Source organism: Colwellia sp. 1_MG-2023 (genome assembly GCF_030546755.1).
Lineage (GTDB): Bacteria > Pseudomonadota > Gammaproteobacteria > Enterobacterales > Alteromonadaceae > Thalassotalea_H.
Genome location: NZ_JAUOPE010000004.1, coordinates 278839 through 293648 on the forward strand (window position 1 = coordinate 278839; position 14810 = coordinate 293648).

The window sequence follows — 14810 nt, forward strand, 5'->3', positions numbered from 1 at the left end:
AATAAACCGATAAATTGTCAGATTTTGTTTCAATTAAGTTTGATTAATTCAATAAATTTAAATACTTGAACTTAAAACTCAAGCGATAATCGATATTAAGAGCTAAATATCAGTTGAGTTACTGATAGTAACGATGTCATTAAGTATATCAGGCGTCTTACACTCTAGGAACTATCACTTTGTTTGTGAATGCTTTCATTGGTATTTTTATGATAATGTATATTGCAACTCGCCATTTATCATTGCTTCATACAGCAATATTAGGAAAATAATGAAATATTTACCGTTACTTATAATCATTTGGTTAAGCTCATCAGTAATGATGCCAGTTAAGGCCAACGAACTTAATAATAACTGTCCTGATTACCTTAATGTCACTAAACAAAAATTACATTCAAGTAAAACGGTAAATTTATGTGAACTAACGCAAGGGAAACCAGTTTTGATTGTCAATACGGCGAGCAATTGTGGATTCACGCCTCACTTTAAACAATTAGAAGCAATTCATAAAAAATATCAGTCACAAGGTTTAGTGGTGATAGGGTTTCCGTCAGATGATTTCTTTCAAGAAGAAGATAACGAAAAAGATACCGCGAAAATTTGTTATGTAAATTATGGCGTGACTTTTACTATGCTGTCGACGAGCGCAGTAAGAGGTAGCGATGTAAATAGTGTATTTAAATTTTTAGGCGATAAGTCAACTTCACCAAAATGGAATTTCTATAAATATTTAGTGGATGGCAAAGGCAATAAAGTACAGTCATTTAGCCCTAAAACCGCTCCCGATGATGCTGAGTTTGTACAAGCAATAGAAACATTATTAACACAATCATGATGAATATTTACCGCCCAATTAGTTTAGTTTTTATTTCGCTCAGTTTTTCTATTCATGCGGAATTTGTTTTACAAAAAAGCCCTGAAATTGATGGCGAAATCTCTGTCAATACGGCTAACTTATGTGATGTCGCTGATAACACTAAACGCTATATCGAATTGTTTCCTCAAGATACATTTGCGGTACATTCAGGTGAAGTGATTGAGGGGGTAAGTTTAACACGTGTTGTAAAGACCTTAGATTTTTTATGTCAATCACCCGAGAATCGCTCATTTACGCGTGAGTATTTATTACAACATTTTGACTTTTATCGTTGGTTGCCTGACAAAAAACAAGCTCATCAACTCGCCGAACAAAGTAAGAATGCGGTAAAAAAACGCTTATTAAATAATATCCCTGAGCAGCAAATATTTATTACGAAATACTATACGAAACTATTAAATGCCAGTGAAAAACCAACGGCTCAATTTAATCAAGCACTATATGCTTTACCTGCTGATGAACAAGGAATGTCGTTGGTTGAGGCTGAAAAAAACAAGCAAGCGTTAACGCGATATCAGTTAACGCGGCAACAAATTATCAATGGTGCTTTGTTGGATAACAATCTTGCTCAACCTCTCATTTGGTTAACGGAAGAAGCCTTGCATGATGTATTGTTGCAGGGAACTGGAGTTGTCGAAATTAATGGAAAGAGACGTTATTTTAATGTTCATCGTAATAATGGTATTGCTTATGATTATACGCGTGGTAAACGTGAACAAGCACGTTACTGGTACTTTGCCGAGGTGCCAAGTATTTTAGGGTACGGTAAAACGCTCGCCGATAAAATTTCTATCAAGCCTGATGTGACATTTGCTGGCAATGTTAAACAATTAGGTTTAGGCAAATTATTTTTAATTAATTATCAAGTGGATGGTAAGCCAGTGAATAATATGGGGGTGCTAGCTGATCAAGGCGGAGCATTCGATAATAATTTATTTCAATTAGATTTTCTTAAAGGCAGTTATTACGGTTGGAAAGATTATTATCAAGCCAATAAACATTTACCTGATTATGCGAACACATGGTTAATGTTAAAAAAGCAGTGATCATTTTGACTGATGTTCGTTGATTGTTCGTTTTACTAAGAAACCGTTTAAACGAATAATCAAGAAATAAAAAATCAGCGAAATTGAGTTATACGTTAGCGTTAACCGCTTTTAGTTCAGTGACTTTATCTACTTGTTTATCTTCTATTTCCGACGATGAAACTTGTGTGCTTTCAGTTTCTTTGTTGCTTGGCTTTGCATTGGGCTCTGGATTATAAGCTAACGGCGCATCCAGTAAGATTTGTCGTAGCCTGTCAGTATCTTCAGCACGCATCGCATCGTTAATATTATTGAGAATCACATTCACGTCAGGCCAACAAAGAAAGCGTTCATTGGCGGTTAAAATGCGCTCATGACGTGTTGGTTGTGCATGATCATCAATGAGTAACTCTTCATATAGCTTTTCGCCTGGACGCAAGCCACTATATTTTAATTCAATATCACCGTCAGGGTTTGCCTCATCTTTTACGGTAAGTCCCATTAAGTGGGTCATATTGATCGCAAGATCAACAATTTTAACCGGATCACCCATGTCTAAAACAAATACATCACCGCCTTTACCCATAGCACCTGCTTGTATTACTAACTGTGCAGCTTCTGGAATGGTCATAAAATAGCGAATAATATCGGGATGAGTAATGGTGATCGGGCCACCGGCTTTTATTTGACGTTTAAATAAAGGCACAACTGAGCCCGAAGAGCCCAGCACATTGCCAAAGCGCACCATTACAAAACGTGTGTTGTGATCACGAGGCGCTAAAGATTGTAAAACTAATTCGGCAAGACGTTTTGTGGCGCCCATCACATTCGTTGGTCTGACGGCTTTATCGGTTGAAATAAGGACGAAAGTTTCTACTTCACAAAAAATAGCCGCTTGAGCAATTTCATATGTACCTAGGACATTGTTAGAAATACCAGCGATAACATTGCTTTCAACTAAAGGCACATGCTTATAAGCAGCAGCGTGATAAATAGTTTGTACATTTTGGGTATGAAAAATAGTGGTCATCAGCATACCATTTTGCACATTACCGATAAGGGGCACGAGTGGTATGTCACTGTCAATTTCACGAAGATAAACTGTCAGCTCTTGATTGATTTCATACAGAAAGGCTTCACTAACATCTAATAACACTAATTTTGTTGGCTTTTGATGAATAATTTGACGGCACAATTCTTTACCAATAGAGCCACCTGCGCCGGAAACCATCACAACTTTGCCACAGATATTTTCAGATAATAATTCAGGAATAGGCGCGACAGGCTCTCGGCCTAATAATTCATCGACAGAAACTTCACGCAGTTGATCAATTTTTCGTTTTCCTGAAACGATGTCAGCCATGTTGGGAATAGTTAACAATTCAAGCGCGTAGGGCTCAATAGAAGAAACGATTTCTTTCATCCGAGTTTGGGTTACTTTATCAACTGCGATCAGTACTTTGTATTGACCAAAACGTTTGACGAGTTTGCCAATATCTTTCACAGGATGAATATTAATGCCGGCTAACTCTCTACCATGATATCGACTTTTTTGATCGATAAAGGCTAATGGTTGATATTGGTTACCTAAAGCAAGGGTATTGGCAAGTTGTCGACCAGTACTGCCGGCACCATAAATAACGACACCTTCTTTTTCATCAAACCATTTTTCACCGGTAATGATACCAAATGATGCTCTGGCACCAGCAATTAAAAAACTAGCAACGGCAAAAAATACAATAGGAACAGAGCGAGGAACAAAGGCATCAAATGCATACCCAGCCAAAACGAAAACCACACTAGCAACCGCCACTAATGCAATCACTTTCATGGTTGATTTTGCGTTGAAATAACGAATGACTGAGCGGTATGTGCCTGAAAAATAAAGTAAAGCGATTGTGCAGAGGGTAACAGTAATAAAAACCGATACTTCGGCTTGTGAGACATCAAAATTTGACACGCCTAAACGCAAGAAATATGCGAGGAAAAATGCAAATCCTACGGCAAAAGCGTCATAAGTTAATGCAATTAATAGTTTTGCTGAGCTAGGTATTAAGTCTATTTTTCTGATCATCTGCAATCGCCTTCAGATCTAAAGCTTTAAATTATTCATTTTTTATGAATTATTGTTATTTTGATTTTTATTATTTTTCTATCATAACAGGTTATTTTAACGTGTCTGCTACTTTTGTAAATATTTCGTTAATTGCCTGACAGGTTGATGCTACTTCTTGTTCGGTTAATGTTGGGTGTACTAAAAACATTAAGCTTGTTTCACCTAATTGCTTGGCATTTTCTAGAGGTTGCTTAGGCTTGAAACTTGTTTTTTCAAACGCTTTTTCTAAATAAACTTCTGAGCAGCTGCCTGAATAACAAGGAATTTTAATTTCGTTAAAAGCCTCTATAATGCTATCTCTTGACCAAGGGCCAGGTAATTTTTCAGGCTTAATAAATACATAACATTTATAAAATGCATGTTCGATATAGTCAGGAATTTCAGGAACATCAATAAAATCAAAAGCTTTACAAGTATTTAGTACTTTATCAGCATAGTTAGTTCGAGTTTGATGCCATTGTGGCATTCGAGCGGTTTGTATTCTGCCAATTGCTGATTGCATTTCAGTTAAGCGCCAATTGGTACCAAAAGATTCATGTAACCAACGATATCCAGGGGGATGTTCTTTTTCATAAACAGCAGCATAAGATTTTCCATGATCTTTAAATGCCCAGGCTTTTCGCCATAATTGTTCATTATTGGTGGTCAGCATGCCTCCTTCACCGCCGGTGGTCATGATTTTATCTTGGCAAAATGACCACGCGCCAATATCACCAATACTACCGACTGAACGTCCTTTATACTTAGCACCATGCGCTTGTGCGCAATCTTCAATAACAAAAATGTTATGCGTTTTTGCTAACGCCATTATCTCGTCCATTTCACAGGGCCAACCCGCTAAATGGACACATATAACCGCTTTAGTGTTATCGGTTAATACCGCGGCAATGGATTGAGCGGTAATATTCTGAGAGTTAAGATCTATGTCTGCAAAAACTGGTGTCGCTCCCGCATTGACGATACAACTGATAGAAGCGATAAAAGTGCGAGAAGTCACAATGACTTCATCGCCTTGACCGATATTTAAACTTTGTAATGCCAAATCAAGTGCCAGTGTGCCGTTAGCTACAGCAACGGCGTATTGGCAATCAGTAAAAGCGGCGAATTCTTTTTCAAAATTTCGCCCTTCGTCGCCGGTCCAATAATTTACTTTATTAGAGCTAAGCACTTTACTGACTGCCGATATTTCTTCTTCAGAAAAACTGGGCCAAGGAGAAAAGGGTGTATTTAACATAAAAAACCTTATCGCTTATGGGCAATTCGAGCAGGACAACCTACTACAGTAACATTTTCAGGCACATCATTAATTATCACCGTACCTGCGCCGACAATTACATTATCACCTATTGAGATCTGATGAATAATACTTGAGCCGATGCCCACCCAACATTGTTCTCCGATATTAACATCACCCGCTAAATTTACCCCAGGTGAAATATGACTAAACTCACCTATGTGGTTGTCATGGTCGATATTGGCGCCGGTATTGATAATGACACCATCGGCGATTTTGGTGCCGATATTTATACAAGCGTTGGCAACAATTAATACGCCATCGCCTATTTCAATATGCTCACTCAATGTCGCGGCCGGAGAAATCAACGAAGTAATAACAAAGCCAAGCTGTTTAAATTCACGCTGTTTTTTTGCTCTGATTCCATTATTACCAATGGCAACAAACACGGCGTCATATTTTGACGCATGTTGAATTAAACTGGTTTCATCGCCGACAATCTCCCATTTATCACACGCCGATTTTTCAGGAAAATTGATATCGAAGAAATGAATGTTCCATCCTAATTGTTCAGCAATATCTGCTGCAACTTTGCCATGACCACCCGCGCCTAAAATGGCTAAATTTTTCATTAATTACTGCCCTTATATTTTTTTAACTGTCTGTGCCAGTGAACTTGCTCATAGTTGCTTCCCCTTCGGCACTAATATCTGCTTGAGAAACGACTTTTTTCACGGTTAACAATAAAATTTTAATGTCTAACCATAGCGATTGATTATCAACATACCACACGTCTAACTCGAATTTTTCTTCCCAGCTAATGGCGTTGCGACCGTTTACTTGTGCCCAACCGGTAATGCCTGGTTTTACTTCATGGCGGCGTGCTTGTTGGGTGGAATACAGCGGTAGATATTCGACAAGCAAAGGTCTTGGACCAACCAAACTCATGTCACCTTTTAACACACACCATAACCCCGGAAGTTCATCTAAACTTGTTTTTCTCATCAATTGACCGAAAGGGGTTAGCCGTTCTTCATCCGGTAATAATTGTCCCTTGGCATCTTTGTTGTCGGTCATCGAGCGAAACTTTAGCATATTAAACGTTTTGCCATGTAAGCCCGGGCGAGTTTGTTTAAAAAGTATTGGACGGCAATTGAGAGCATATAAAATAACGGCACATACCAACAATACGGGTAGCAAAAAAACTAAGGCAAGCAAGGCAATGAGTATATCCATCAAACGTTTTAACATGTTAATTACTTCCTTGTTGTTTCTTTAGGTTTGCTTGGTATTGTGTTTTTAAATCTTGATAGAACTGCTGGCGTTTTGCTGATAAAAATTGATTCGCATATTGCCTACTTTTTTCTACATTTCTCACGGATTGTTCAGTGAGTTGATCAAGGTTATTACAGAGTTTATTTAACACAGTAAACAATGCCATGGCATCATCGGCTGGTACACATAGTTCATCAGGAATTAGCTCAGGTATGCCACCAACAGAAGTACCAACGCAAGGTAAGCCTTGTGCCATCGCTTCAATAATGGCTCGAGGTAAACCTTCTGTTCGAGAGGGGAGCACAAATAAATCGGCTTGGCTTAAAAAATTAATGACTTCGTTGCTTTTAATTTCACCCACAAATTCAACGTTATTTTGAATATTTAATTGTTGCGCTTGTGCTTTTAATTCTGACAAGTGTTGACCGGCGCCTATCATGGTTAACTGAAAAGTGCTGTCTGCTTTTACCAGTGAAGAAAATGCTTGTAAGAGAATGTCGGGCGCTTTATACATTTGCTCTAATGAACCAACAAAAACAAGCTTTCTTGCGACTTGTTGATAGCTGCGGGGCGTATCGACTATCTGGCTTTCGTCTAACATAATCGATGAATAAAAACTGGTTAGGGTGTTTTTACCGGGTGGGTAGCGCTGTTGTAAGTAATATTGAGTCACGTAACTTGCGCCTAATGCTCGTTGACATTGCTTTTGAAGCGTTCGCTTACTGAAGGTTTTTAATAACGGCGCTGCTAGTTTTCCGCCAACACCAGTCGAAAAAACATCGTAGGGATCACCAATTACTTCTACCGCATAGGATTTATTTTTTTTCAGTAAGCAAGTAGCAATGGTTGCTGTTTGTGATGGCACACGAAATAGCAGCAAACCGTCTAATTTTAGTACCGCTAACAAAGATTTAATTAAGCGAGGTAAGGCAAAAATAAGCGCTTTTAAGCCAATATAATGAGGAAGCGCATGAAAAGTCACTTGCTTACCATTAGCTTGTAGCCAATCGGGTGAAACTTCTGATACTTCTTTTATTCTGGCAACAACGATTACTTGCTCAAATACCGCCGCATAACGTAACCAAAAATCATATTTAAAAGAAGAAGGTGTCCACACATTACCGTCAGGCGTTTGGTAGAAACGAAATTCACAATTTACGATGACATTCATTGGGCTAATTCACTACTCTTATTTTAGCTAATTGAAGGATGATCAAAGCGATAACAATGCCCATGATGATTTGTACGGGAATAAAGGTAAAACTATTCCTTATCATAATGAATAAAGGGATCAAAGCAACACCAATTAACGTATCGGCACGTACTGTTGACGCTATGCTGTCAAACTTCGCTAAACTGAGCCCTAAAATAAAGGCGATTAAAACAATGCCTTTTTCACCAAAATTTAAATAGGCTTCAGCGACTGGTGAAAAACCAATAGGACCGGCTTTTTCTTGCACGACCACGTTTAACAAACGTTTGTCTTTTTTCGCTGGCGGTCGCTCAATCGGCAAAAATAATGCTAATTGGCGTTCAAAGGGCGCCCAATAACTCGCACCGTAGAGTAATTTAAAGCCTTCATTTCGCCATTTCACCACTTCTTGCACGGTTCGTAAACTACTGCCCATTTCAGCTATTGCATTGAGCGGATTCATATTATCAATTTCAGAATAGTCTCCTGATAAGCGGGCATTTTTCACAATGACGATGGCGATTAACATGATAAAAATCATTATCATCAGTTTAAAAGTACCAATAGGGATTTTTCGGCGACCTAATATTGCTGCGGCCACACAAGTTGGAAACATTACTTCACCGCGCAAACCTACTTTAAAAGCGATAACTGCCCAAATAGTAAAAGCAATAAAGTATAAATAGCCAAAGCCAGGACGATAAGAAACCGACACGAATACTACCGCCATTCCCATAAATAAATAAATATAAACAAATAATAGTGTTACTAAAGGTGATTGGTTTATTACGGTTAAATAAGCGGTGTAAGACTGTAATGCACCAGTGGCAAAGCCGACTAAAAGAAACGTGGTGATCATAAACAGTAACATGGCACCACCAATATGATAAAAGCGTTTTATTAAGCGTACATCTAATGCATCACGAATTAGCGATGATTTTTTAGAAAAAGTAACCGCGGTTAAAGCATAAATCAGCATGGTAAAATTCATTAAGTAAATGGCATAAAGTGTTTCCGCTCGATGAAACCAAAAACTGATGGAGTAGAGGATATCTTTATCGGTGATCAAGCCTATTGCAGAAACAAAAACTAAGCCGCCATGGAAAATGCTAAAAGCGGAAAAAAAGATAAAGCAAATCGACCAAATACCTTTTGGCAAAGTATAAGCTAGGAGTGCACTTAATATCAGCCAATTAAATAACGAGAATAATTCGAGTTCTTCCCTTGTAAAAACAATTGCTTGCCAAAACGAGGTTAAAAGAATGATTGCCAACATTACTATAATAATGATGGAGCATACTTTTAATAAAGTCTGTCGTTCACTGGTATATGGCATAAAGCGCTTCAACACACTGATTTAAATTAAACGAGCTGTTTTTGAAGGTTGTATGATGCTTTTCTCGCTCGTTTAAGTTAGTTGTTATCGCATTGTTTACTGTTTCAACCCACAATTTTATTGGCTGTTCAACCGATAAATGTTGTACACAGGGTAGTTGCTGTGCAATTTCAATGACACCCGGTAAGTCATTCGCAACTACCGGCAAACCTACCGAAGCCGCTTCAATCACAGCACCTGGTAAACCTTCCCATAATGAAGGAAAAAGCATGACATCAGCATGCGTGAGGAAGTCGTAAACATTCGGCTGTACATCGAGAAAAACGACATAATCTAAACAATGATGCTCTTGGGCAAGTGCGATGATTTCTTGTTGAATTTTTTCATCTTTTTTTCCGAGTAACGCTAAATTGATTGGCCCATATTGTTCGATATATTTGGCTAGTACAGGGATCATAAAGCGATGGTTTTTTTGCTCGACCATGCGAGCAACATTGAGCATGACAGGGTAATGATTGGTGATGTTATTTTCTTGCCAGAAAGTCGGTTTTTTTGCTAATAATGTCTGATGATTTAACCCGTTATAGATGGTTTGACATCTTGGGTCTTGCTGCCAATCTGGTCGCCAAAAAATAGACAAAGCGGCATTACAAACGCCTAAAATATCGGTGGCAAATAGATTAATCAACTCATGTAAAAAACGGTTACGCCATTTGCGAACAAACGAGGTTTTTGCTGCATCATGGGTATTTCTAAAGTGTGCAATACGTTGCTTGACTCCGGCGAGCCAAGCTAAAAACAAAATAAAACCTGACACCATAGCAACATGAGAATGGACAACGTCGAATTTATGCTGACGTAATAATCGATAAAATTTAATCGGAAAAAATACCCCTAATTGGCATAAATGCACTTCGCTGCCTAACGCTTTAATTTCTTCATCGAGTAAACCTTGCTTACCTGATAATGAGCAAAATTCGATATTTACCCCTTTATTCGATAGCGGTTGTAATGTCGCGAGGGTTCTTAGCTCTGCGCCGCCTCTGTCCATTTTTCCGAAAATATGCAGGACTTTTTTATTCATGAATGAGCCTTGATTCGATTAATTTTTTTCCATTGAACAAAAAAAGTGACACACATAATGAGCATTTCAACGCTACAAGCGATAATCATCGCAATGGCCGCGCCGATAGTGCCCATGGATGGCACTAAAAATAAACAAGCAATCAACAAGGTTAAACTGCCAGACCCATAAACAAACGCTTGTCGATTAAAACATTTTAATGCGTTTAAAGCAGAGCCTAAAAAGGTGTAACTGTAGCGGAACATACTGGCAATTATGATGAGTTTTAATTCGTCGGTGAGTAAAGCAATGGTTTGGTTATAAATAATGGTAAGTATCCATTCGCCAATAAAATGGGCAAAGACTAAACCGATTAAGCCGATACCAGCACCAATTAACATCAGTAAACGCGTGGTTTTTATAAAGGCTTGATAGTTACCTTGATGAAATAAATGCGTTAATTTAGGCGTCACCGCTTGTGAAAGGCTATGAATTAAAATGCCGCCAGCAACAAGGAAATAGCTGATCGCGGCAAAATGTCCGACACTTTGTGTGCCGTGAAAATACTCTAACGTATAATTGGGAATATAAACAAACATCGCGCTAAATAAAATTGAGACACTAATTGGCCAATATTTTTTGTAGATCTCCAATGAGGCGAAGATGGCTGCTATATTTTTACAAGTTGACCATAAAAAGAAGGCGCGATTTTCTTTTTCGGCAATAATTTTTCGCACTGTGTAGACATCAATACATGAGAAAACAATTGTAGTGATTGCCCAAGTAAAGAAGGTAAAGTGAATATTATGAGTAAATAGTGAAGCCGCTAATAACAACGTGATAGTGAAAAAACTACGGGTGGTTTGAGAAATTGCCGCTTGTTTATATTGTTGTTGTTTATGTAAATAACTATAACAAAGCTCAGAGGTACCATCGCCTACTTTAAAAATAATCACTGAAGTAATAATACTGGCGTATACATTTGATAGCAGCCAAGGTGATAGCAATACTAATAAAATAATGGCAATTGTTTGCGCGAAAAATCGTGCGTGTAAGTATTGCTCAAAATAGCGTTCATTGTGGTAATCGGTGACAACTAAGGTTCTTAATTTAAAACTGAGCAATAAAAAGATGGGGGTGACAATAGACAGCGTAAGTACTAACTGACCTAAAATTAAATCATCGAATTGCTTAACGATTATGATCAATAAAAGCCACTGTGCCGATGCTTGGGCAACATTAGCCAGAGTAGTTAAGCTGGCATCTTTTAGGGTGGTTAATTTACTAAACATAGGTCTGCATTATTATCTTGTTAGTTTGCCATTCACTGTAAAACAGCATCTTAGTGATCACTTCAATCCCAATGTTTGATAAAAATGCATAAATTCGTTCACTAATATCTTTTCGTCAAAGGTTTCTTCAATTCTAGCTCGGCACCTTTTTCTCATTTCAGTTAATTTTTCTGGGTTATCAATCAGCGACTGCATAGCGGTTGCTATGGCTTGTTCGTCTTTTACTGGGTGCAAAATGCCCGAGCCATTGTGCTCTACTGCATCAGATAGTCCGTAAATATTTGAGGCGAGTGCCGGCAGCTGGCATGACGCCGCTTCAATAATTACATTGCCAAAGCCTTCTCTATGGCTTGGTAAACATAAAACATCGGCAAATGAATAGTAATCTTCGGTATTCGGGATAAAGCCTAAATAATGAAGGTTGTTGATTGCATTTAATTGTTCGCTTAGATTTTCTTCGTCAGATCCTAAGATGAACAATTTTACCTTGTTATTTTGATTAATCTGCTTAAACGCCGCTAATAATTCAGGTACGCCTTTCTCTTTTTTTAATCTGCCGACAAACATAAAGACAAAGTCATCGTCAGCAATATGGTGTTTAGCCCTTAACTGGTTTCTATTTTCTTGCGAGAAGTTATATTTCTCAATATTTACCCCAGAAATTGAGCCAGATGCTAATACGCTACATTGCTCATCCGTTAATAGTTCTTCTTTGAGTAAAAAGGCTTTTTGCGAAGGGCTGTCGATTAAACAATATGTTGCAAGTTTTGCGGTAATACTATCTAAAAATTTCAGGAATACACGGGCAGTGCCTTGTTTTGTCGCCCACACTTGACCAGTGAAGGTATGCAGACGTTTTGGTACACGCGCCATAAAAGCGCTTATTTGTGTGAGTAACCCTGCTTTTGGCGTAAACGAATGTACTAATTCGTAACGCTCTTTTCTGAATAAGCGATAAAGGGTGACAAGTGATTTTACATCCGAAAAAACTTTAGGATCACGATGAATATTAACATTGTGCACAATTATTTTACTATCAAGTCCTCTAATCGACTGGCCATTTTTTAAAGAGGTAATGATATGTATGTCATGATGCTCTGCTAACGCTTTGATATATGCGAGTAAAAATGCACTGATAGTTTCAGGTGCTGCAGTGATAAAAGCTATTTTGCTCATGGAAGGCTCGTCATCAATTTTATTGTGGACAAAGGCGTGCCACTTATTCTTTTTTAGATAATCTACCAAGCAATTGCCGTTAAATAAACAAGCATCTTTATATATAAGGTAATTAATTGCTTTATCAGGGGGGTGGTAATTTTTATCGCGTTAAAAACCTTGTGAGCATTCAATAGGTCTAGATCTTTTATTTCAATAATCTATTTACTGAATCATCGGTTTTTACGAAAAAATATGAGGTTAATTTGCTGAAAAAACCGAGACATTTACGCTTAGCTAAACAATGGATTTTTTAAGTGCAAATATGTGAATAGCTTTAAAGAGAATACTATGTGCGACTTTTTTTAGTTTATTAATCAGCAGCTAACAACTACACTAACTTTTATCTTATATAACAAGGTGTAAAAATATTATGGAACAATCAACAGAAAAAATTGAACACTACCTTAACATTGTCAGCGAAATGGCGGTGCAATGGGGAGGAAAATTATTGATGGCGTTAGTGGTCTTTTTTATTGGTCTTTGGCTAATCAAAAAGGTACTAAACGTTTTTGAAAAAGGCATGAAGAAAAAGCAAGTTGAAGTGACTCTTCATAAGTTTTTATTAAGTATTGTCAGTATTATTGCCAAAGCAATTCTCGTTATCGTGTTTGCCTCTATGGTTGGGGTTGAAACGGCTTCACTGATTGCGGTGTTAGGTGCTGCAGGTCTTGCTATTGGCCTAGCGTTACAGGGCAGTTTGGCGAATTTTGCCGGCGGTATTCTTATTTTACTATTTAAGCCATTTAAAGCGGGTGATGTTATTGAAGCGCAAGGCTTTGTCGGCAAAGTGGTAGAAATTCAAATTTTTAATACCATTTTACGCACGCTTGATAATCAACGGGTGATAATCCCAAATGCATTATTATCGAATGGTTGCGTGAAAAATATTTTTGTTGAAGAAACTCGTCGTGTTGATTTAACGTTTGGTATTAGTTATCAAGACGATATCGCTAAAGTTAAAGGTATTTTAGCGAGTATTGTTGATAACAATGACATGATTTTAAAAGAGCCAGGGGCTGATATTTTTGTCTCTGCTCATGCTGATAGCTCAATTAATTTCTTAGTTCGCCCTTGGGTGAAATCTGAGGATTATTGGCCTGTTTACTTTGGTATGATGGAAGAGGTGAAACTTGCCTTTGATCGTGAAAATATCACAATTCCATTCCCACAAAGAGATGTACATATTATTCAAGCCAATGGATAATTAATCTCGATAAACGGTGTTTATTAAGCTATTTCTTTATCTTAATTGAACACCGTTTTAGTTTACGCTGACAGGTTTACCTGCATAAATCTGTCGAAATTCGTTTGGTCTCATTCCCTTAAATTGTAAAAAACGTCGATTAAAGTTAGCAATATTGTTAAAACCACAAGTGTCACTGATAGTTGCTATGGGTCGTTGTGAGTTAATTAATAATGAACAGGCTTTACTAATACGTAATTGATTCACCACTTCAGTGAATGTTTGCTCTGTTCTTTGCTTAAAAAATCGATGAAAATGATTGGTACTCATATGGACCAAATCAGCGACTTCTGCCGCCGGTAATTTCCCCGTGTAATGTTGATGAATATAACGGATCACTTTATCGAGTTTATCGGTGGAAGCATCTGAGGTGACAGAAATATTGTAACCATTACTCGATAACACTTGTTTATCTTGATCATCAAGCATCAATTGAAAAATCTCCATTAAACCAATAAAGCGTTGTGAGGCACTAGCATGTTGCATTTTTGCAAATATTCTAGCTGATTTTTTTACCGTGCTTTCACTAAATTTTATCCCTCTTCGAGATAGTTCAAGTAATGGTTTAAAGTCAGCTAGATCAGGCATGCTTAACGTTAAATTTTCAAGCCAACGAACGGGGATTTGAGCAACATATACTTTCTGTGGTTTACCGATCACCGCCGGTGATGAAGACCAAGTATGGGGTAAATGAGGGCCTAAAAACGCCATGTCTAATTCGTGGTAACTTTCAATATTATCACCGACATAACGCTGTCCTTGGCTATTCAGCGTTAAGGCAATTTCATATTCAGGGTGATAATGCCAATTAAATTCAATGTTATCGAGTTTGTATAACCAATATCGCCATGAAGAATTTTCTGATGGTAAGATTTTTTCAAACATTAATTTCATAGCAAGCATCCTTTTTATTATTGATAGAAAAGTATCATAAAGTGA

The 14810-nt window shown here is 37.7% G+C and carries 13 protein-coding genes; 3 read left to right on the plus strand and 10 right to left on the minus strand.

Annotated elements, in window-relative coordinates; genetic code table 11:
- The first annotated feature begins 319 nt into the window (after positions 1-319).
- Both Q4493_RS06710 and Q4493_RS06715 read left to right on the plus strand, forming a co-directional pair.
- Positions 320-835 (plus strand): glutathione peroxidase, encoded by a 516-nt coding sequence (locus Q4493_RS06710; protein ID WP_303450791.1) that lies wholly within the window; start codon positions 320-322, stop codon positions 833-835.
- Entirely contained in the window at positions 832-1923 is a 1092-nt protein-coding gene (locus Q4493_RS06715) for an MltA domain-containing protein (RefSeq protein ID WP_303450612.1), read from the plus strand. Before Q4493_RS06710 ends, Q4493_RS06715 begins: the two co-directional genes overlap by 4 nt.
- Positions 1924-2011: 88 nt before the next feature.
- Here the strand turns inward: Q4493_RS06715 and Q4493_RS06720 are convergent, their stop codons facing one another.
- The 9 genes from Q4493_RS06720 to Q4493_RS06760 all read right to left on the minus strand — a co-directional run bounded on the left by Q4493_RS06720 (position 2012) and on the right by Q4493_RS06760 (position 12586).
- Positions 2012-3976 (minus strand): nucleoside-diphosphate sugar epimerase/dehydratase, encoded by a 1965-nt coding sequence (locus tag Q4493_RS06720; RefSeq protein WP_303450615.1) that lies wholly within the window; start codon positions 3974-3976, stop codon positions 2012-2014.
- A gap of 91 nt (positions 3977-4067) precedes the next feature.
- Positions 4068-5252, minus strand: coding sequence for a DegT/DnrJ/EryC1/StrS aminotransferase family protein (locus Q4493_RS06725; protein WP_303450618.1), 1185 nt, complete (start codon positions 5250-5252; stop codon positions 4068-4070).
- A gap of 8 nt (positions 5253-5260) precedes the next feature.
- A complete protein-coding gene (locus Q4493_RS06730) occupies positions 5261-5884 on the minus strand; it encodes an acetyltransferase (RefSeq protein WP_303450621.1) in 624 nt (207 codons plus the stop codon).
- Between the two features lie 22 nt (positions 5885-5906).
- The gene (locus Q4493_RS06735; protein WP_303450623.1) at positions 5907-6503 is read right to left on the minus strand and encodes a sugar transferase; all 597 of its coding nucleotides are present in this window, start codon (positions 6501-6503) and stop codon (positions 5907-5909) included.
- Between the two features lies 1 nt (position 6504).
- Entirely contained in the window at positions 6505-7698 is a 1194-nt protein-coding gene (locus Q4493_RS06740; protein WP_303450626.1) for a glycosyltransferase, read from the minus strand.
- Between the two features lie 4 nt (positions 7699-7702).
- On the minus strand, positions 7703-9055 hold the full coding sequence (gene wzy / locus Q4493_RS06745) for an O-antigen polysaccharide polymerase Wzy (protein ID WP_303450629.1): 1353 nt from the start codon (positions 9053-9055) through the stop codon (positions 7703-7705).
- Complete coding sequence (locus tag Q4493_RS06750) at positions 9039-10139, minus strand: glycosyltransferase (RefSeq protein WP_303450631.1); 1101 nt, start codon at positions 10137-10139, stop codon at positions 9039-9041. The genes wzy and Q4493_RS06750 overlap by 17 nt, the downstream gene beginning before the upstream one ends.
- Complete coding sequence (locus tag Q4493_RS06755; protein ID WP_303450633.1) at positions 10136-11410, minus strand: lipopolysaccharide biosynthesis protein; 1275 nt, start codon at positions 11408-11410, stop codon at positions 10136-10138. Before Q4493_RS06755 ends, Q4493_RS06750 begins: the two co-directional genes overlap by 4 nt.
- 57 nt (positions 11411-11467) lie before the next feature.
- Positions 11468-12586 carry a glycosyltransferase family 4 protein gene (locus tag Q4493_RS06760; protein ID WP_303450635.1) on the minus strand — a complete coding sequence of 373 codons (1119 nt, stop codon included), beginning with the start codon at positions 12584-12586 and terminating at the stop codon, positions 11468-11470.
- A gap of 412 nt (positions 12587-12998) precedes the next feature.
- On the opposite strand from Q4493_RS06760, the gene Q4493_RS06765 reads away from it, so the two are divergent.
- Entirely contained in the window at positions 12999-13832 is an 834-nt protein-coding gene (locus tag Q4493_RS06765; RefSeq protein WP_303450636.1) for a mechanosensitive ion channel family protein, read from the plus strand.
- A 57-nt stretch (positions 13833-13889) separates the two neighbouring features.
- Here Q4493_RS06765 and Q4493_RS06770 read toward each other — a convergent pair whose 3' ends face one another.
- Positions 13890-14765 carry an AraC family transcriptional regulator gene (locus Q4493_RS06770; protein WP_303450638.1) on the minus strand — a complete coding sequence of 292 codons (876 nt, stop codon included), beginning with the start codon at positions 14763-14765 and terminating at the stop codon, positions 13890-13892.
- Positions 14766-14810: the final 45 nt, after the last annotated feature.